This is a genomic window from Cryobacterium sp. M23 (assembly GCF_002929655.1).
In the GTDB taxonomy this organism is placed as follows: Bacteria; Actinomycetota; Actinomycetes; order Actinomycetales; family Microbacteriaceae; genus Cryobacterium; species Cryobacterium sandaracinum.
This window is the reverse complement of the sequence record NZ_PJJV01000048.1, coordinates 21,709-38,795: the sequence shown is the minus strand read 5'-3', so window position 1 is coordinate 38,795 and position 17,087 is coordinate 21,709. Positions and strand designations below refer to the sequence as shown.

Below are 17,087 nucleotides of genomic sequence, written 5' to 3'. Positions count from 1 at the left end.
TCGGCGCCCGCGGCGGCAGTGCGGGCGGTGGCGGTGGCGCGCGCGTGCAGGAACAGGGCCGCGGCGGCCGGCAGGTGGTCGGGCAGCGGTTGCCCGGGCATCCCCCGGAGTCCGAGACCGGGCAGGCTGCGCTCGATCAGGCCGGTGTCGAGGCGGCCGGCGCACACGTCGGGGTCGTGCAGCAGCAACCGGAGGAACTCCACGTTGGTGTGCACCCCGAGCACCACGGTGTCGGCGAGCGCCCGGTCGAGGCGGGCGAGGGCCTCGGCGCGGTCAGCACCCCACGCGATCACCTTGGCGAGCATCGGGTCGTAGACCCCCGAGATCGGCAGGCCCGGACGCAGCGAGCTGTCGACCCGGATGCCCTCGCCGACCGGTTCGGACAGGCTGCGCACGGTGCCCTGGCTGGGGAGAAAACCGCGCGCCGGGTTCTCGGCGTAGAGGCGCGCCTCGATCGCGTGCCCGGTGAGCACCACCTCCGCCTGGGTGAGCGGCAGCGGTTCCCCCGCGGCGATGCGCAGCTGCCACTCGACCAGATCGAGGCCGGTGACCAGCTCGGTCACCGGGTGCTCCACCTGCAGCCGGGTGTTCATCTCCATGAAGAAGAACTGGTCCGGGGCCGCATCGGAGACCAGGAACTCCACCGTGCCGGCGCCGGTGTAGCCGACGCTCCGGGCGGCCTGGCAGGCTGCCTCTCCGATGCGTGCCCGCGTGGCCGGGTCGAGCAGCGGCGACGGAGCCTCCTCAATCACCTTCTGGTGGCGGCGCTGCAGGGAGCACTCGCGCTCACCGAGATGGATCACGGCGCCCGAAGCGTCGGCGAGCACCTGCACCTCGATGTGGCGGGGACTGTCGATGAAGCGCTCGAGCAGCAGCGTGTCGTCGCCGAACGCGCCCTGCGCCACGCGCCGGGCCGTGACGAGCGCCGCGGCGAGCTCGCCCGCGGCGTCGACCCGCAGCATCCCCTTGCCGCCGCCGCCCGCGGACGGTTTGATCAGGAGCGGGTAGCCCACCTGCTCCGCGGCGGCGATGAGCTGGTCGTCGGTCTGGCCGGGCCGGGAGAACCCGGGAATGACGGGCACACCGCTGTCGGCGACATGGTTCTTGCCGCGGATCTTGTCGCCCATCACGACAAGGGCGTTCAGACCCGGTCCGACGAAGACGAGGCCGGCGGAGGCGCAGGCGCGGGCGAAGGCCTCGTTCTCACTGAGGAATCCGTAGCCGGGATGCACGGCGTCGGCGCCGGTGGCCGCCGCGGCCGCCAGGATCGCGTCGATGTTCAGGTAGCTCGCCTGGGGCGCGGCCGGGCCGAGGCGCACCGCGGCATCCGCGAGGCTCACGTGCAGCGCATCACGGTCGGCGTCGCTGTAGACGGCCACCGAACGGATGCCCATCGTGCGCAGGGTGCGGATGATGCGGCAGGCGATCTCGCCGCGGTTGGCGACCAGCACGGTCTCGAAGGGTGTCAAGCGCGGTGTCGGTGCGTTCGGTGTCGGTGCGTTCGGTGTCGGTGCGTTCGGTGTCGGTGCGTTCGGTGTCATGGTGCGCCTCACATCCGGAAGAGGCCGAAAGCGGTCTCGGGCAGGGGTGGCCCGGAAACAACGTCGAGGGCCAGGCCCAGCACGGTGCGGGTGTCGGCCGGGTCGATCACCCCGTCGTCCCAGAGCCGGGCGGTCGAATAGTAGGGGCTGCCCTGCCGCTCGTATTGGGCGGTGACGGCCGCGGTGACCTCCTCCGCGGCATCCGTCGACCAGGGCTGGCCGGCCTTCTCCCGCTGCTCACGTTTGACGGTGACGAGAACGGATGCGGCCTGCGGGCCGCCCATCACGGAGATGCGGCTGTTCGGCCACATCCAGAGGAAGCGGGGCGAGTAGGCGCGGCCGCACATGGAATAGTTGCCGGCGCCGAACGACCCGCCGATCACGACCGTGAGCTTGGGCACGCGCGCGGTGGCGACGGCGGTGACCATTTTCGCGCCGTTCTTGGCGATGCCGCCGGCCTCATAGTCGCGGCCGACCATGAAACCGGAGATGTTCTGCAGGAACAGCAGCGGGATGCCGCGCTGGTCGCACAGCTCGATGAAGTGTGCCCCTTTGAGGGCGGATTCGGAGAACAGCACACCGTTGTTGGCGATGATGCCGACCGGATGGCCATGCAGATGCGCGAAGCCGGTGACCAGGGTCGTACCGTACTCCTTTTTGAACTCATGGAACTCGCTGCCGTCAACCAGACGCATGATCACCTCGTGCACGTCGTAGCGGCCCTGCGGGTCGGTCGGCACCGCGCCGTAGAGCTCGGCCGGGTCGGCAACGGGGTCGACGGCCGGCAGCCGCGGCCAGGCCGGCGGCGGAGGCGCGGGCAGGTAACGAACGATGTCGCGCACGATCTGGAGTGCGTGCTCGTCGTCCTCGGCGAGGTGGTCGGTCACCCCGGAGGTGCGGGCATGCAGGTCACCGCCGCCGAGCTCCTCGGCCGTGACGATTTCGCCGATCGCGGCCTTCACCAGCGGCGGGCCGCCGAGGAAGATGGTTCCCTGGTTCCGCACGATCACGGTTTCGTCGCTCATCGCCGGCACGTAGGCGCCGCCCGCGGTGCAGGATCCCAGCACGGCGGCGATCTGCGGGATCTTGGCCGCCGACATCCGGGCCTGGTTGTAGAAGATGCGGCCGAAGTGGTCACGGTCGGGGAAGACCTCGTCCTGCAGCGGCAGAAAGGCCCCGCCCGAATCGACCAGGTAGACGCACGGGAGCCGGTTCTCGAATGCGATCTCCTGCGCCCGGAGGTGCTTCTTGACCGTCATCGGGTAGTAGGTTCCGCCCTTGACGGTGGCGTCGTTGGAGATGACGAGCACGTGGCGGCCGTGGATCAGCCCGATCCCGGCGATCAGGCCGGCACCGGGGCTGTCGTCGCCGTAGAGTCCGGTGGCGGCCAGGGGCGCGATCTCGAGGAAGGGGCTGCCGGCATCCAGCAGCCGGTCGATGCGTTCGCGCGGCAGCAGTTTGCCACGGGCGAGGTGGCGCTGGCGGGAGGCCTCGGGACCGCCGAGGGCGACGACGGCGAGGCGGCGGCGCAGGTCGGCGACGAGCTCGCGGTGGGCGGTGGCGTTCGCGTCGAAGGCCGGACTGGTCGAGTCGATCAGACTCGCGAGTGTCTCCATCGACGACTTCCCGCTTTCCCGCTTGAGTGTTCAGCCGGTACAGTTAGCGTGCACTAACCGAAAGTCAGGTTAGCGGTTCATAACTGAGTTGTCCAGAGTTTCCGCGTGAACGGAGCACCGAATGGGAGTCCTCCCGTCCTCGCCGACGGCTCGGAGCCAGGCCAAGGCCGACCGGCGGCAGGCACTGCTCGGGGCCGCCGCCACGCTGTTCGCCCGGTCGGGCTACAACGGGGTCTCGATCGAGGACCTCGGCGCGGCCGTCGGCGTGAGCGGACCGGCCGTTTACCGGCACTTCAGCGGAAAGCCGGCCGTGCTGGCCGCGCTGCTGGTGGAGGTCAGCGAGACGCTGGTGGCGGGCGGGCAGGCCGTGGTCGCGGGCGCTCCGGATGCCGCGGGCGCACTCCACGCACTGGTGCGCTTCCACACGGACTTCGCCCTCTCGCATCCGAACGTCATCCGCGTGCAGGACCGGGACCTGGACAGCCTCGCCGCCCCGGACCGGCACCAGGTGCGCGCCCTGCAGCGCACCTACGTGGAGCTGTGGGTGCGCGTGCTCGGGCAAGTGCACCCCGAGGTTGATGCGCAGCTGCTGCGCATCCGTGCCCAGGCGACGTTCGGACTACTGAACTCGACCCCGCACACGCTGCCGGCGTCGCCGAGCGGCAAGGTGCGGCCGCTGCTCGAGGAGATGGCGCTCGCGGCGCTCGGGGCCGGGGGGCTCGCGGGCGTGGGGCTCGCAGGCGAGGGGCTCGCGCCCGCGTGAGCCGGGCATCCGTCGACGTCGACCGTTGCGGTCAAGGTCGACCGGTGTGTCTGTCGACCTCGACCGGAAGTGTCGATCTCGGCGGGTAGCCGGGGCTTCAGCGGCTCAGTCCACGACCCGTCGACGAGCCATCAGACGAATTAGTCGCGGGCTCAGTCGCCGGCTCAGGAGACGGCTCAGGAGACGGTGGTGCAGACGCAGAGCTCGTTGCCCTCAGGGTCGGCCAGGACCCACCAGTCGGGGGCGTGCTCGTCGGTGAGGAGATCGCCGCCGGCGGCGATGACGTCCTGCACCCGGGACTCGGCGTCGATCGTGGGCAGATACACGTCGAGGTGGATGCGGTTGCGCTCGGTGCGCGCGATATCCATCGTCTGGAACCAGACCCGCGGGCCCTGGCCGTGTGGATCGACGAGTTCGATCTCGCCCTCGCTGTCGACCTCCACGTAGCCGAGACCCACCCGCCAGAACGGCCGGATCGCTTCGGCGTCGGTGCAGTCGATCGCCACGTCGTAGCGGGCCGGCCGCACCGGCGCACGGTCGGCGCCCTGCGCATCCGCGAGTTCCTGGATGCGCAGCGCAAGCCGCAGGTCGCGGTCGGTCACGCCGCCGGCGTCGTGGGACGAAAGGCGGAAGCCGACGCGGCCGTAGCCGAGCCGCACGTCGGGGTGGTGATTCATCGCATCCGCCGCCTCGGCAACCTGGTCGACCAGGCGCACAGCCGAGGCGAAGTCCCGGGTCGTGAACGAGCCGTGCAGGGCGCCGTCGAGGTGGACGAAGGCTCCGCCGGCGAGCACGGACTCGGTGTCGAGAGGGGTGAGGAGGGTGCCCGGTGATTTCATCCCCCCACTCTGCTGCGCGGTCCGAGCCCCGTCAAGGCGCGCTCGGGGGCATCCGTTGCCGGCCGGCTCCCGCAGGCTGCGAACCAATTCGACGGAGATTTTTGGAAAAATGCCCGTCTTTACCCGCATTTCGGGCTGTGGGAGCAAAATCTCCGTCGAATTCGTTAGGGGCTGACCACTGACTCCTAGAGGAGGGCGAGGGCGCGCGCGGGGTTGGCGAGGATGCCGGCGACATCGGTCAGGAACCGGGCCGCCTGCTCTCCGTCGACGAGACGGTGGTCGAAGGCGACGCTGAGAGTGACCACCTGCCGCAGCGCGACCTCGCCGCGATACTCCCACGGCCGCGGCGCAATCGCTCCCAGCGCGAGGATCACGGCCTCCCCCGGAGGCAGGATCGGCGTGCCCGCATCGATGCCGAACGAGCCAATGTTGGTGATCGAGATCGTGCCGCCGTGCAGGGCGGCCGGTCTGGTCGCTCCCGCCCGGGCGGCGCTGGTCAGCGCGGCGAGCGCGGCGGCGAGGTCGGCGAGAGCCAGCCGGTCGGCATCCGGGATGTTGGGCACGATCAGCCCGCGCGGCGTGGCGGCGGCGATGCCGAGGTTCACGTAGTGGAACTGCACGATCTCGCCGGCCGCCTCGTCCCAGCGGGTGTTGACCTCGGGCGTGCGGGCGACGGCGAGGCAGAGCGCCTTCGCGACCACGGCAAGGACGCCGATGCGCGCGTCGGCGAACCCCCGGTCGCGTTTCAGCGCGTCGATCAGCTCGATCGTCGGCGTCACATCCACGGTCAGGAACTCCGTGGCGTGCGGCGCGGTGAAGGCGCTCTGCACCATGGCGGCGGCGGTCTGCTTGCGCACACTCCGGATCGGGCTGCGGGTTTCCCGGGCACGGGGCACGGATGCCGGGGGCCGGTCATCCGGTTCGGCGCGCCCGAGCTCGAGTCCCGGTTCGTTCGGTGTGTGGCAGACGCCGAGGGCTGCGGGGGAGGCGTACGCCGCCACGTCCTCCCGGATGATGAAGCCCGTCGGACCGGTCCCGGTCACCTGGGTCAGGTCGACGCCCAGTGTGCGAGCCAGCGCGCGCACCGGCGGCGTGGACCGCGGGCGCTCCCCGGTAGCCGGCACCTCCCGAGCCGCGGGTGACGCGGGTGACGCGGCCGACGTTGAGGCCGGCGCCGGAGTAGAGACCCCCGCGCGGGCCCGTCGTTGCGGCCGCCCGCCACGCTCGACCGCTGCGCCGTACCCCACGAGCACGGCCAGCCGTTCGGGCTCGCCAGCAGGAGCCGCAGGAGCCGCAGGAGCCGCAGGAGCCGCATCGGCGGGAGAAGCGGTTGAAGGAACTGAGGGAGGCTCGGCGCCGGCGACCTCGAAGGAGACGATCGGGTCACCCACGTGCACGGTGGTGCCGGGCTGCTGGTGGAGTTCGGCGACCACGCCCGCGAAGGGCGACGGCAACTCGACGACGGCCTTGGCCGTCTCGACCTCGGCGATGAGCTGGTTGAGCGTCACCGTGTCGCCGGGCGCGACCCGCCAGGCAACGATCTCCGATTCGGTCAACCCCTCGCCGAGGTCGGGCAACCTGAAAACCTTGATCATCGTCGTCGTCCCAGCACTCGGTCGACGCCATCGAGCATGCGGTCGAGGTCGGGCAGGTGGTGGCTCTCCAACTTCGCCGCCGGGTACGGGATGTCGAAGCCGGTGACCCGCACCGGTGCGGCCTCGAGGTAGTCGAAGCAGCGCTCGGTGACCTCGGCGATGATCTCGCCACCCAGCCCGCCCGAGCGGGCGGCCTCGTGAGTGACGACGAGCCGGCCGGTTTTGCGAACGGATGCCTCGACGGCGGCGTAGTCGATGGGCGAGAGCGAGCGCAGGTCGATGACCTCGACCGAGATGCCCTCGTCGGCGGCGGCGAGCGCGGCATCCGTCGCCGTGGTCACCAGCGCTCCGTAGGCAATCAGCGTGACGTCGGTGCCGGCGGCCACGACCCGGGCACTCTCGAAGGGCTCGCCGAGTTGCGGGGTCACCGGGCCGGCAACGTGGTAGCGGCGTTTGGGCTCGAAGAAGAGGACCGGGTCGTCGGAGGCGATCGCCTGGCGGATCAGGCTGTAGGCGTCCTGCGGGTTCGAGACCGCGATCACGCGAAGGCCCGAGGTGTGCGTGAAGTAGGCCTCGGGCGATTCGGAGTGGTGCTCGGCGGCGCCGATGCCGCCGCCGAACGGCACCCGGATGGTGATGGGCATGCGCAGGGCCCCCTGGGTGCGGTAGTGGAACCGGGCCACCTGGCTGACGATCTGGTCGAATCCGGGGAAGATGAAGCCGTCGAACTGGATCTCGCAGACCGGGCGGTAGCCGCGGTACGCCAGCCCCACCGCGGTGCCGATGATGGCGGACTCGGCCAGTGGGGTGTCGACGACCCGGTTCGGCCCGAACTCGGCGAGCAGGTCGCTGGTCACCCGGAACACGCCGCCGAGGGCGCCGATATCCTCGCCGAGGAGCACCACCTTCGGGTCGTCGAGCATGGACTGGCGCAGCCCGGCGTTGATCGCCTTGGCCAGGGTCAGGGTCTTCGTGTCCGTCAGCGCCGCCTCGATCGGCGACACCGGCGTCACAGGCACCGGCGCAGGCACCGGCGTCGAGCCGTTCGCGCGTGTAGCCGGAGCACTCCGGATGGTTTCGATTGACATCAGACCTTCCCTCCGGTCGGCTCGAAGCTCGCCAGGTAGGCCGCGTACTCCGCACGCTGGCGGTCGACCCCGGCGTGCGGGGTGGCGTAGACGTTGGCGAGCACGGTCAACGGCTCCGGGTCAGGCAGGCCGATGCAGCCGGCGCGCAGCTCGGCGGCCGTGGCGTCGGCCAGTGCCTGGGTCTCGGACTCCAGCTCGGGGGTGAACAGGCCGAGAGAGTCGAGCAGCCGTCGCAGTCGCAGGATCGGGTCTTTCTTCGCCCACTCCTCGAGTTCGGCTGCCGGCCGGTAGCGAGTGGGGTCATCCGCGGTCGTGTGCGGGCCCATCCGGTAGGTGACGGCTTCGATGAAGGTGGGGCCTCCCCCGGTGCGGGCCCGGTTCAGGGCCAGCCGGGTCGCGGCCATCACGGCCAGGATGTCGTTGCCGTCGATTCGGAGGCTGGGAATGCCGAACCCGGGGGCCCGGCCGGCGATGCCGAAGCGGGTCTGCAGTCCGACCGGCTCGGAGATGGCCCAGTGGTTGTTCTGGCAGAAGAAGACCACCGGCGCCTGAAAGCTCGCCGCGAACACGAGCGCCTCGCTGACGTCGCCCTCGCTGGTCGCGCCGTCGCCGAAGTAGGCCACGGCCACCGAGTCCGCGCCGTCGAACACGGCTCCCATCGCCCAGCCCGTGGCGTGCAGGGTCTGCGCCCCGATGATGATGCTGGGCGTCGCCATTCGGTACACCAGCGGGTCCCAGCCGGATTGCGCGGTGCCGCGCCACACCCGGAGGATGTCGGTGGGCGCTACGCCCCGGCACCAGGCGACGGCGTTCTCACGGTAGCTGGAGAAGACGAAGTCGTCGGCGCGGAGCGCGCGGCCCGAGCCGATCTGCGCGGCCTCCTGGCCGAGCAACGGCGGCCAGAGCCCCAGCTCTCCCTGACGCTGCAGCGCCGTGGCCTCGGCGTCGATGCGGCGCACCACCACCATGTCCTGGTAAAGCGCCGCGAGGTCGGCCCCGGTCACCTCCGCGACCCAGGGATCCAGATCGGCGTCGGCCAGCCGCTTCCCCTCGGGGCTCAGCAGCTGCAGAAGAATGTCGGGGGTCTCCCCAGTGTGGACAGTGTGCATCAGATGCGCTCCCAGCGTCGTTGCCGAAGTTGTTGAGAGCGTACGATTCCGCGACACGGAGCACAACCATGACAATGAATTTTGAGCAATTTGCCCTATTCATGGGGCACCCTGCCTGCTACCGTCGAGCAGTATGCACAGTCTGGACAAAGTCGACTTACAGTTGCTCCGCGCTCTGTGCGCCGAACCGCGCAGCACGTTCGTGGCGCTCGCCCAGCAGCTGCGCCTCTCCCGCAACACGGTGCAGGCGCGCATGGCCAGGCTTGAGGAGTCGAACGCGTTCCTCTCCTTCGACCGCCGCATCAACCCGGTCGCGCTGGGCTATCCGCTGACGGCCTTCATCGAGGTGCACGTGCAGCAGAAACGCCTCGCCCAGATCGTGGCCGAGCTCGCCCGCATTCCGGAAATCGTGCAGGCGCACGGCATGAGCGGGGCGACCGACATCCTGGTGCGCGTGGTGTGTGCGGATGCCGACGACCTGTTCCGCATCGACGGCACCATCCTCGCCTGCGAGGGTGTCGATCGCACCGAGACGTCCCTGGCCATGGGCGAGCTGATCCCCTACCGGATCACCCCACTGCTGGAGCGCACCCGCCCATGACCGCGCTGCCGGTGACGTCCCTGCCGATGTTCCCGCTCGGGTCGGTGCTGTTCCCCTATATGCCGCTGCAGCTGCGGGTGTTCGAGGACCGCTACCTGGTCATGCTGTCGCGCATCCTCAAGGAGGAGCCGGCCGAGTTCGGCGTGGTGCTGATCGAACGCGGCCAGGAGGTCGGCGGCGGCGAGCGGCGGTTCCACTACGGGACCGTGGCCCAGATCACCGAACTCGAGGCCTCCGAGGGATTCGTCGGGGTGACCGCCCAGGGCGAACGCCGGGTCGAGGTCATCGACTGGCTGACCGAAGACCCGCACCCCCAGGCCACGGTGCGCGACCTTGCCGAGCTGGACTGGGACGACGACCTGCTGCCACTGCGGGACCGGGCCGAGCAGGCCGTGCGACGCGCCCTGGCCCTCGCAAGCGAATTCGCCGACCAGCTCTGGCCCTCGACGGTGGAGCTGTCCCGGGATCCGACGGCGGCCGCCTGGCAGATCGCCGGCATCGCCCCGCTGGGCCCGCTGGACCAGATCGAACTGCTGCGGTCCACCTCGATGGAGCAGCTCCTCACGGCGGTGATCGAGTACACCCAGGAAGCCGTGGACTCCCTCAGCGCGCCCTGGCCCGAAGAATAACCCCAATCTATTTGATAAATTCATCATATAGGTATATAAAGAAGTAATGATGTATCGTGCCACACGGAGCCTGAGTTGAGCGTCAAACGACTCCTGAACCTCATCCGAACCAGTGGCCGCATCGCCGAATCGGCCCCACCGGCCCCGGCCCTGTTCCCCGGCGCCGAGGTCTTCGGCGGCAGCGTGCAGGTGCGCTTCATCAACGCCGGCAGCTGCAACGACTGCGCGATGGAGGTGCAGAGCGCGTTCGGCCCGGTCTACGACGTCGAACGCTACGGCATCCGTCTGGTCGCGTCGCCGCGTCACGCCGACGTGCTCGTGATCACGGGTGCCGTGACCCGCAACCTGATCGAGCCGATGCGCCGCACCATTGACGCCACGCCGACCCCCCGCTTCGTGATCGCGGTCGGCGACTGCGCCATCACCGGCGGCGTCTTCGCCGAGGGTTACGGCGTGGCCGGGCCGGTGTCGGACTTCGTGCACGTCGACCTGTCCGTGCCGGGCAACCCGCCCGAGCCGGCCGTCATCGTCGAAGCACTGCGCCGGATGACCGGTCGATGACCGCCCTCGAAGCCGGCATGCTCGGCCAGACCCTGCTGCTCGTGGTCGCCGTCGCCGCGGCCCTGCTCACACCCACTTCATGGCGCTCGCGGGTCAGCGGATTTTTCTGCACCCTGCTCGCCGTGGCCGGCGTCGTCACCGGTGCGATCGCGCTCTCCGGCGGCACCGGGTCGCTGAGCATCCCCACCGCCCTGCCGATGGACCCGCTCGTGCTCTCCCCCGACCGCCTCGGCGGACTGGTCATGGTGGTCGTCTCCGTCGTCGGCGTGCTCGCCTCCCTGTTCGGGATCGGCTCGGCCCGCGTGGCCTCGGCCTCGCGCACCTCGTGGCTGTCGATGGCCGTGTTCCTCTCCGGCATGCAGCTGGTGCCGGCCGCAACCGACGTGGTGTCGTTCCTGCTGTTCTTAGAGATCATGACGCTCGGCTCCACGGCGCTACTGCTGGCCCACCACGCCACCCGCGGCACGGTCGCCTCCGCCCTGGTCTGGTACTCGGCGATGTCGCAGCTGAGCTTCTTCTTCGTGCTGGCCGGCTTCGCCATGCTCGCCGGCCTGGCCGGCGGCACCGGGTTCGCCGACCTCGCCACCATCGATCCCTTCACCTGGCAGGCGAGCGTGGGCTTCCTGCTGCTGCTGCTCGGCTTCGGCGGCAAGGCTGAGCTCGTGCCCCTGCACGTCTGGGTTCCGCGGGTGCTGCCCGAGGCCCCCGGCCACGTCGCCGCAGCGATGAGCGGCGCGATGGTCAACATCGGCGTCTACGGCGCACTCCTCGTCGTCGTACGGCTGCTGCCGAACGGCCCGGCCTGGTGGGGAGTGCTGATCATGGTGCTCGGCGGGGTGTCCGCGCTCTACGGGATTCTGCAAGCCTCCGTGGCGAGCAACCTCAAGGTGCTGCTGGCCTACTCCACGACCGAGAACATGGGGCTGGTGTTCCTGGGGCTCGGGGCATCCGTTTTGCTGCGCGCCGACAACGCAGCTGCCGCGGCCGACGCGGCCCTTGTCGCCGCCCTGCTGCTGATGCTCAGCCACGCCGCGTTCAAGTCCACCCTGTTCCTCGGGGCCGGCGCCGTGGCCCGCGCGGCCGGCGAGATGAATCTCGACCGGCTCGGCGGCCTCGGCAGCCGGATGCCCTGGACCGCCGCCGCGTTCGGCGGGGCCGCCATGGGCGCCGCGGCCCTGCCCGTCACGAGCGGGTTCGTCGCCGAGTGGATGCTGCTGCAGGCTCTGATCCACGGTTCACGGGTCGACGGGGAGGTCGTCTCCGTCGCGGCATCCGTGGCCATGCCACTCGCGGTCGCCGTGATCGCCCTGACCGCCGGGCTGGCCCTGCTCACCTTCGTCAAGGCCTACGGGATCGCCTTCCTGGCCCGCCCGCGCTCCCGGAAGGCCGCACTGGCCGACGAGGTGCCCGTCATCATGCGCATCCCGCTCGTGCTCGGCGCCCTCCTCGTGGTCGGGCTCGGCCTGCTACCGGGCCCGCTCGCCGTGGCCATCGGCTCGGCCGTGGGCCCGGCGTTCACCCCCGACGTGCGCACCATCGGCCTCGCCGGCCTGGACGCCCGCGGCATCGACGCCGTACTCGACCCCACCACCTTCATCGTGCTGGCCGGCCTGCTGCTCGCGCCCGTGCTGATCACGCTGTTCATTTCCGCCCGGCGCCACCCCACCCGTACCTCGCCGCTCCCCTGGGCCGGCGGCGGGTCACGGCTGCGGCCGCGGATGCAGTACACGGCCACCTCGTATGCCGAGCCGCTGGTGCGCGTCTTCGACGACGTGCTCCGGCCCACCCGCGACGTGGAGGTCACCCACGTGGGTGAATCCCGCTACCTGGTGGAACGCGTCCACGTGGAACAGACCGTGTCCGACGTGGTCGAGACCCGGCTCTACCGCCCGGTGCTGAACCTCATGCAACGGTTCGGCATTCTGGCCCGGCGCGCGCAGAACGGCAGTATCCATCGCTACCTGTCCTATTCCTTCGTCGCCCTGCTTTCCGTTCTGATCGTGGTGTCCCTGTGACCGGCTCCGCGGCGATCATCATCGCCCTGGTTCAGCTGGTGCTGTTCGTGTTCCTCGCCCCCCTCCTGATCGGCGTGATCCGCCAGGTGCGGGCCCTCCTCGAAGGCCGGGCCGGTTCCGGCATCTGGCAGCCGTGGCGCGATGTGCGCAAGCTCCTGGCGAAGAACCCGGTGCGCGCCGCCGACAGCAGCTGGATGCTCGCGGCCGGTCCGGTCACCCTCCTGGTCTCCAGCCTGCTGCTCTGCGCACTGCTGCCGCTGGTCGGCACCCTGCCGCTGCCGCTCATCCCCAGCGACCTGTTCGTGATCGTCTCCATCATGCTGGTCGGCGTGGTGGCCCTGGCCCTGGTCGGCCTCGACGCCGGCACCGCGTTCGGCGGAATGGGTTCCAGCCGTCACATGACCGTCGCCGCTCTGGTCGAGCCGACCCTGCTGCTCGCGGTCTACGCGCTCTCCATCCCGGCCGGCACCTCCACCCTCTCGCTGATCGTGGAGACCCGGCTCCTGAATCCGGCCGTGATCATCTCCCCGGTCAGCCTGCTGGCCATGGTCGCCCTGGCCATCGCCATCATGGCCGAGACCAGCCGTCTGCCGGTCGACAACCCGTCGACCCACCTCGAAGTGACCATGCTGCACGAGGCCATGGTGCTCGAGGCCTCCGGCCGCGACCTGGTCTGGCTCGAACTCGGCTCCTGGCTCAAGCTGGCCGCCCTGCTCGGCCTGCTCAGCAACCTGATCGTGCCATGGGGAATCATGACCGACTTCTCGGTGCTCGGCGTGATAGTCGGCGTGGGCACCGTCACCGTGAAAATCCTGCTGCTGGGCGTTGTGCTCAGCGTGGGTGAGGTCTTCCTGGCCAAGGCGCGGCTGTTCCGCGTGCCCGAGCTGCTGGCGGGGTCGTTCGCCCTCGGCCTGCTGGCTGTCACCGCTTCCTACCTGGTCGCTTAGGAGCATCCGTGTTCACCACCATTTACCCGCAGCTGATCGGTCTCTGCACCGGCACCCTGCTGCTCACCAGCGCCCTGATGGTCTGGCGGCACTCGCTGCTGGCGTCGATCCGGCTGCTCAGCGTGCAGGGCTTCGCGCTGGCCGCGCTGGTCGCCGTGATCGGCCTGGAGGAGGGCGAGGTCGAGGTGATCCTCGTCTCGCTGCTCGTGCTGCTGGTCAAGGGTATGGGCCTGCCGTGGGTGCTCGCCCGCGAGACCCACGCCACCACGCGAACGGATGAGGCGCCGCGCCTCAACCCGACGGCGGCCCTGCTGACCGTGGCGCTTCTGACCATCCTCAGCTACGTCGTGGCCAGTCGGGTGCTCGCCGGCGACATCAGCATCTCGGCCCACGCGGCTCCGATCGGCCTGGCCATGGTGCTGATCGGTTTCCTGCTGCTGGTCACCCGCCGGCAGGCCGGATCACAGCTGATCGGCTTCCTCGTGCTCGACAACGGCATCGCCACCGTCGCGTTCCTGACCTCGGGCGGTGTGCCGCTGTTCCTCGAGCTCGGCATCTCCCTCGACGTGCTGCTGGTCGTCGTCATCCTCTACGTCTTCGCCGGCCGTATGCGCACCAAGTTCGGCAACACCGAGATCGATCAGCTCAGAAAGTTGCACGACTGATGTCATTCGCCCTCTGGACCCCTCTGGCCATTCCGGCCCTCCTCGCCGTACTGAGCCTCGGCGTGCCCTCCCCCGCACTACGCCGGCTCAGCCCCATCGCCTCCAGCGTCGCCGTGCTCATCTCGGGCCTGCTCCTGGTGAGCGTCGTGCTCGCGGACGAAGTTCCCACACTGGGCGGCGGGCTGCTCCGCGCCGACGCGCTCAGCGCCTACATGCTCACCGTGGTCGGCGCCGTCGGGCTTGTCTCCACCTGGGGCGGGCTCGGCCACGCCACGGCCGAGCCCGCGCGGTTCGCCGGCTCCTACGACGCCCTGATCTCGATCTTCCTGGCCGCAATGAGCCTCGCGGTGCTCGCCGACAACATCGGCCTGATGTGGGCCGCGGTCGAGGCCACCACCATCGCCACGGCCTTCCTGGTCGGCCACCACCGCACCCCCCGATCGCTGGAAGCCGCCTGGAAGTACGTCATCCTCGGCTCCGTCGGCGTGGCCATCGCCCTGCTCGGCATCGTGCTCATCTACGCCGCCTCGCGCGGCACGGGCGAGGCAACCCTGTCCTGGCTCGTGCTCAGCCAGGCCGGCCTGCCACTCGACCCCGCGCTGATCCGAGCCGGCGGCGCCCTCGCCGTGCTCGGCTTCGCCACCAAGGCCGGGCTCGCCCCCATGCACAGCTGGCTGCCCGACGCGCACAGTCAGGCGCCCGCACCCGTCTCCGGGCTCATGTCCGGCGTCCTGCTCGCGGTCGCCCTCTACGCCATCCTGCGTATCCAGACCATCACCGACGCCGTGATCGGGCCGGACTTCCTGCGCATCATGCTCAGCGTCGGCGGGCTGCTCTCCCTCTTCGTGGCGGCGGCGCTTCTGATCCGCCAGCGCGACTTCAAACGGATGCTGGCCTACTCCAGTATCGAGCACATGGGCATGATGGCCGTCGGCGCGGCCATCGGCCCGGCGGCCCTGCCGGCCGTGCTGCTGTACGTGCTCGGCCACGGGCTGACCAAGGCCACCCTGTTCGTGATCTCGGGCCGCATCCTCGAGGTCGAGGGCACTCCGAAGATCGACGACGTGCGCGCCCTGCTCGTGCGGCGGCCGGGGCTGGCCGTGCCCTGGCTGATCGCCATGGCCGCTCTGATCGGGTTCCCCCCGTTCAGCATCTTCTTTTCCGAGGTCGGCATCATCGTGGCCGGCTTTTCCACCGGCCTGGGCGTGGTGGTCGGCATCGCCCTGGTACTGCTGCTCGTCATCTTCGCCAGCCTCACCCGGTTGACGGTGGCCATGACGATCGGGGCGCCTGCGGCCACGGCCGTCCCGGTCGTCCCGGCTGCGGCCGTCCCGGCTGCGGGGGCCGCGGCATCCGTCACCGGAGCCGTCCCGGTCTCCGTTCCGAGCGCATCCGTCACCCTGGCGGACGCCGAGCCGCACCCGGACGACCCCCTCGTGCCGGACCGGTCGGGGCACGGGCCGATGCTGCCGCTCATCCTCGCCCTGGGCACCACCGCGGTGGTGGCCTTCATAGCGGAGCCGGTCGGCACACTCCTGACGCGTGCGGCCGAGGTTCTGGGAGGAATCCAATGACGACCCCGAATCCGGTGCGAGCCGCCACCGCCGAGGTGCGCACGCTCACGCGCGACGAACTCCGGGGCGAAGCCGCCGCCTTGCTGACCGATGGAAACCGGCTCGCGCTGGTCGCGGGCCACGACGACGGCGACCGGCTGCGCGTGGTCTACTCCTTCGTCGCCGTCTTCCCCCGGCGCCAGATCGACCTCGTCGTGCCCGTCCCCTATGACGACGCCTGGATTCCGAGTCTGGCCGACCTCTCGTTCCCGGCCGGCAACTTCGAGCGCGGCACCCGCGACCTGTTCGGCGTGCGGCCGACGAACCACCCTCAGCCCCACCGGTTGGTGCGCCACGGCCACTGGCCCCGCGGCTGGTACCCGATGCGGAAGGACGCCACGGCCACCCCCGAATTCGAACCCGACGTCGAGTCGTTCCCGTTCGTGGAGGTCGAGGGCCCCGGGGTCTACGAGATCGCCGTCGGCCCCATCCACGCCGGCATCATCGACCCCGGCCACTTCCGCTTCTCCGTGGTCGGCGAGACCATCGTGCGGATGGAAGCCCGCCAGTGGTACATGCACCGCGGCGTCGAGCGGCTCTTCGAGGGTCGTCTGCCTGCGGACGGCATCGATATGGCCGAGCAGATCGCCGGCGACACCGTCATCGGCCACACGCTGGCCTACACGATGGCGATCGAGGCGGCCTCCGGCATCGAGATCTCCGAGCCCGACCGCCTGCTGCGCGCCCTGCTGCTCGAACTCGAACGCCTCTACAACCACGTCTCCGACCTCGGTTCGCTGGCCAACGACGTGGGGTTCGGTGTCGTGAACTCGCACACTCAGCGGCTTCGCGAAACACTACTGCGCATCAACAAGACCGTCACCGGCCACCGCTTCCTGCGCGGGGCGCTGTCGGTGGGCGGGGTACGCGTTCTCGCCCTGCCGGATTCCGCCGCCCTCCGCGGCGTCGCCGCCGACGTTCAGGAGATCATCGCGATCACCCTCGGGCACGCGATCGTGCGGGACCGGTTCACCGGCACGGCCCCGCTGCCCACCGGCCAGGCCGAGGCCATGGGCACGCTGGGCTATGTGGCGCGGGCATCCGGTGTCGACGCCGACGCCCGCCGCGACCATCCCTTCGTCGATCTGGGTGAGCACTTCCACGTGGTCACCGACACCGGCGGCGACGTGCTCAGCCGCTACCGGGTGCGCGCGGGTGAGTTCGAGGTGTCCATTGCGGTGGCGATCGACCTCATCGCCCGGCTGGGCGCGCACCGTGGTGGTGCGGCCGCGGAGTCGTCTTCGGTGGCGGCGACGACGGATGCGGCGACGATGGGTGCGGCGAGCGGCCTTGCCCTCGTCGAGGGCTGGCGCGGAACCATCTGCCACCGGGTCGAACTGGGGCCAGACGGCGCCATCACGCGGCTGAAGGTCGTCGACCCGTCCTACTTCAACTGGCCTGCGCTGCCGGTGGCCCTGTCCGAGACGATCGTGCCGGACTTCCCCCTCGTGAACAAGAGCTTCAACCAGTCCTACGCCGGCAACGACCTCTAGCGGCGCGTCCGC

At 70.2% G+C, this 17,087-nt stretch carries 15 protein-coding genes; 9 read left to right on the top strand and 6 right to left on the bottom strand.

From position 1 onward, the window contains the following. Together CXY82_RS02550 and CXY82_RS02545 are read right to left on the bottom strand one after the other, a co-directional pair. A partial coding sequence (locus CXY82_RS02550; protein WP_104169549.1) for a biotin carboxylase N-terminal domain-containing protein occupies nucleotides 1-1,541 on the bottom strand: 1,541 nt, incomplete at its 3' end. 8 nt (nucleotides 1,542-1,549) lie between these two features. Beyond that, the gene (locus tag CXY82_RS02545; protein WP_104169546.1) at nucleotides 1,550-3,157 is read right to left on the bottom strand and encodes a carboxyl transferase domain-containing protein; all 1,608 of its coding nucleotides are present in this window, start codon (nucleotides 3,155-3,157) and stop codon (nucleotides 1,550-1,552) included. 121 nt (nucleotides 3,158-3,278) lie between these two features. Here CXY82_RS02545 and CXY82_RS02540 point away from each other — a divergent pair, with 121 nt between their 5' ends. Beyond that, complete coding sequence (locus CXY82_RS02540) at nucleotides 3,279-3,920, top strand: TetR/AcrR family transcriptional regulator (protein WP_104169545.1); 642 nt, start codon at nucleotides 3,279-3,281, stop codon at nucleotides 3,918-3,920. Nucleotides 3,921-4,096: 176 nt separating this feature from the next. Here the strand turns inward: CXY82_RS02540 and CXY82_RS02535 are convergent, their stop codons facing one another. From CXY82_RS02535 to pdhA, 4 genes are all read right to left on the bottom strand, one after another. Continuing rightward, nucleotides 4,097-4,759, bottom strand: a complete 663-nt coding sequence (locus CXY82_RS02535; RefSeq protein ID WP_158252114.1) for a VOC family protein — start codon at nucleotides 4,757-4,759, stop codon at nucleotides 4,097-4,099. Nucleotides 4,760-4,944: 185 nt separating this feature from the next. Beyond that, on the bottom strand, nucleotides 4,945-6,354 hold the full coding sequence (locus CXY82_RS02530; protein WP_104169543.1) for a dihydrolipoamide acetyltransferase family protein: 1,410 nt from the start codon (nucleotides 6,352-6,354) through the stop codon (nucleotides 4,945-4,947). After that, nucleotides 6,351-7,442: an alpha-ketoacid dehydrogenase subunit beta gene (locus tag CXY82_RS02525; RefSeq protein ID WP_104169542.1), complete on the bottom strand. Its 1,092-nt coding sequence runs from the start codon at nucleotides 7,440-7,442 to the stop codon at nucleotides 6,351-6,353. The genes CXY82_RS02530 and CXY82_RS02525 overlap by 4 nt, the downstream gene beginning before the upstream one ends. Next, the gene (gene pdhA, locus CXY82_RS02520; protein ID WP_104169541.1) at nucleotides 7,442-8,551 is read right to left on the bottom strand and encodes a pyruvate dehydrogenase (acetyl-transferring) E1 component subunit alpha; all 1,110 of its coding nucleotides are present in this window, start codon (nucleotides 8,549-8,551) and stop codon (nucleotides 7,442-7,444) included. The genes CXY82_RS02525 and pdhA overlap by 1 nt, the downstream gene beginning before the upstream one ends. Nucleotides 8,552-8,684: 133 nt before the next feature. Between pdhA and CXY82_RS02515 the strand changes: the two genes are divergently transcribed. The 8 genes from CXY82_RS02515 to CXY82_RS02480 all read left to right on the top strand — a co-directional run bounded on the left by CXY82_RS02515 (nucleotide 8,685) and on the right by CXY82_RS02480 (nucleotide 17,075). Further along, nucleotides 8,685-9,152, top strand: a complete 468-nt coding sequence (locus CXY82_RS02515) for an Lrp/AsnC family transcriptional regulator (RefSeq protein WP_104169540.1) — start codon at nucleotides 8,685-8,687, stop codon at nucleotides 9,150-9,152. Further along, on the top strand, nucleotides 9,149-9,781 hold the full coding sequence (locus CXY82_RS02510) for an LON peptidase substrate-binding domain-containing protein (RefSeq protein WP_233191416.1): 633 nt from the start codon (nucleotides 9,149-9,151) through the stop codon (nucleotides 9,779-9,781). The genes CXY82_RS02515 and CXY82_RS02510 overlap by 4 nt, the downstream gene beginning before the upstream one ends. Nucleotides 9,782-9,856: 75 nt before the next feature. Next, complete coding sequence (locus CXY82_RS02505) at nucleotides 9,857-10,342, top strand: NADH-quinone oxidoreductase subunit B family protein (RefSeq protein ID WP_104169539.1); 486 nt, start codon at nucleotides 9,857-9,859, stop codon at nucleotides 10,340-10,342. Continuing rightward, complete coding sequence (locus CXY82_RS02500; RefSeq protein WP_104169538.1) at nucleotides 10,339-12,357, top strand: proton-conducting transporter membrane subunit; 2,019 nt, start codon at nucleotides 10,339-10,341, stop codon at nucleotides 12,355-12,357. Before CXY82_RS02505 ends, CXY82_RS02500 begins: the two co-directional genes overlap by 4 nt. Then, nucleotides 12,354-13,304, top strand: a complete 951-nt coding sequence (locus CXY82_RS02495) for a respiratory chain complex I subunit 1 family protein (protein ID WP_104169537.1) — start codon at nucleotides 12,354-12,356, stop codon at nucleotides 13,302-13,304. Before CXY82_RS02500 ends, CXY82_RS02495 begins: the two co-directional genes overlap by 4 nt. Before the next feature lie 8 nt (nucleotides 13,305-13,312). Beyond that, entirely contained in the window at nucleotides 13,313-13,969 is a 657-nt protein-coding gene (locus CXY82_RS02490; RefSeq protein ID WP_104101117.1) for a hypothetical protein, read from the top strand. Continuing rightward, on the top strand, nucleotides 13,969-15,543 hold the full coding sequence (locus tag CXY82_RS02485; RefSeq protein ID WP_104169536.1) for a proton-conducting transporter membrane subunit: 1,575 nt from the start codon (nucleotides 13,969-13,971) through the stop codon (nucleotides 15,541-15,543). Before CXY82_RS02490 ends, CXY82_RS02485 begins: the two co-directional genes overlap by 1 nt. Then, nucleotides 15,540-17,075 carry an NADH-quinone oxidoreductase subunit C gene (locus CXY82_RS02480; RefSeq protein WP_104169535.1) on the top strand — a complete coding sequence of 512 codons (1,536 nt, stop codon included), beginning with the start codon at nucleotides 15,540-15,542 and terminating at the stop codon, nucleotides 17,073-17,075. The genes CXY82_RS02485 and CXY82_RS02480 overlap by 4 nt, the downstream gene beginning before the upstream one ends. Nucleotides 17,076-17,087 lie beyond the last annotated feature (12 nt).

Excerpts from the sequence above, each read along its gene's own strand:
- CXY82_RS02545 (WP_104169546.1), bottom strand. The coding sequence starts at position 3,157 with ATGGAGACACTCGCGAGTCTGATCGACTCGACCAGTCCGGCCTTCGAC.
- CXY82_RS02540 (WP_104169545.1), top strand. The coding sequence starts at position 3,279 with ATGGGAGTCCTCCCGTCCTCGCCGACGGCTCGGAGCCAGGCCAAGGCC.
- CXY82_RS02535 (WP_158252114.1), bottom strand. The coding sequence starts at position 4,759 with ATGAAATCACCGGGCACCCTCCTCACCCCTCTCGACACCGAGTCCGTG.
- CXY82_RS02530 (WP_104169543.1), bottom strand. The coding sequence starts at position 6,354 with ATGATCAAGGTTTTCAGGTTGCCCGACCTCGGCGAGGGGTTGACCGAA.
- CXY82_RS02525 (WP_104169542.1), bottom strand. The coding sequence starts at position 7,442 with ATGTCAATCGAAACCATCCGGAGTGCTCCGGCTACACGCGCGAACGGC.
- pdhA (WP_104169541.1), bottom strand. The coding sequence starts at position 8,551 with ATGCACACTGTCCACACTGGGGAGACCCCCGACATTCTTCTGCAGCTG.
- CXY82_RS02515 (WP_104169540.1), top strand. The coding sequence starts at position 8,685 with ATGCACAGTCTGGACAAAGTCGACTTACAGTTGCTCCGCGCTCTGTGC.
- CXY82_RS02510 (WP_233191416.1), top strand. The coding sequence starts at position 9,149 with ATGACCGCGCTGCCGGTGACGTCCCTGCCGATGTTCCCGCTCGGGTCG.
- CXY82_RS02500 (WP_104169538.1), top strand. The coding sequence starts at position 10,339 with ATGACCGCCCTCGAAGCCGGCATGCTCGGCCAGACCCTGCTGCTCGTG.
- CXY82_RS02485 (WP_104169536.1), top strand. The coding sequence starts at position 13,969 with ATGTCATTCGCCCTCTGGACCCCTCTGGCCATTCCGGCCCTCCTCGCC.
- CXY82_RS02480 (WP_104169535.1), top strand. The coding sequence starts at position 15,540 with ATGACGACCCCGAATCCGGTGCGAGCCGCCACCGCCGAGGTGCGCACG.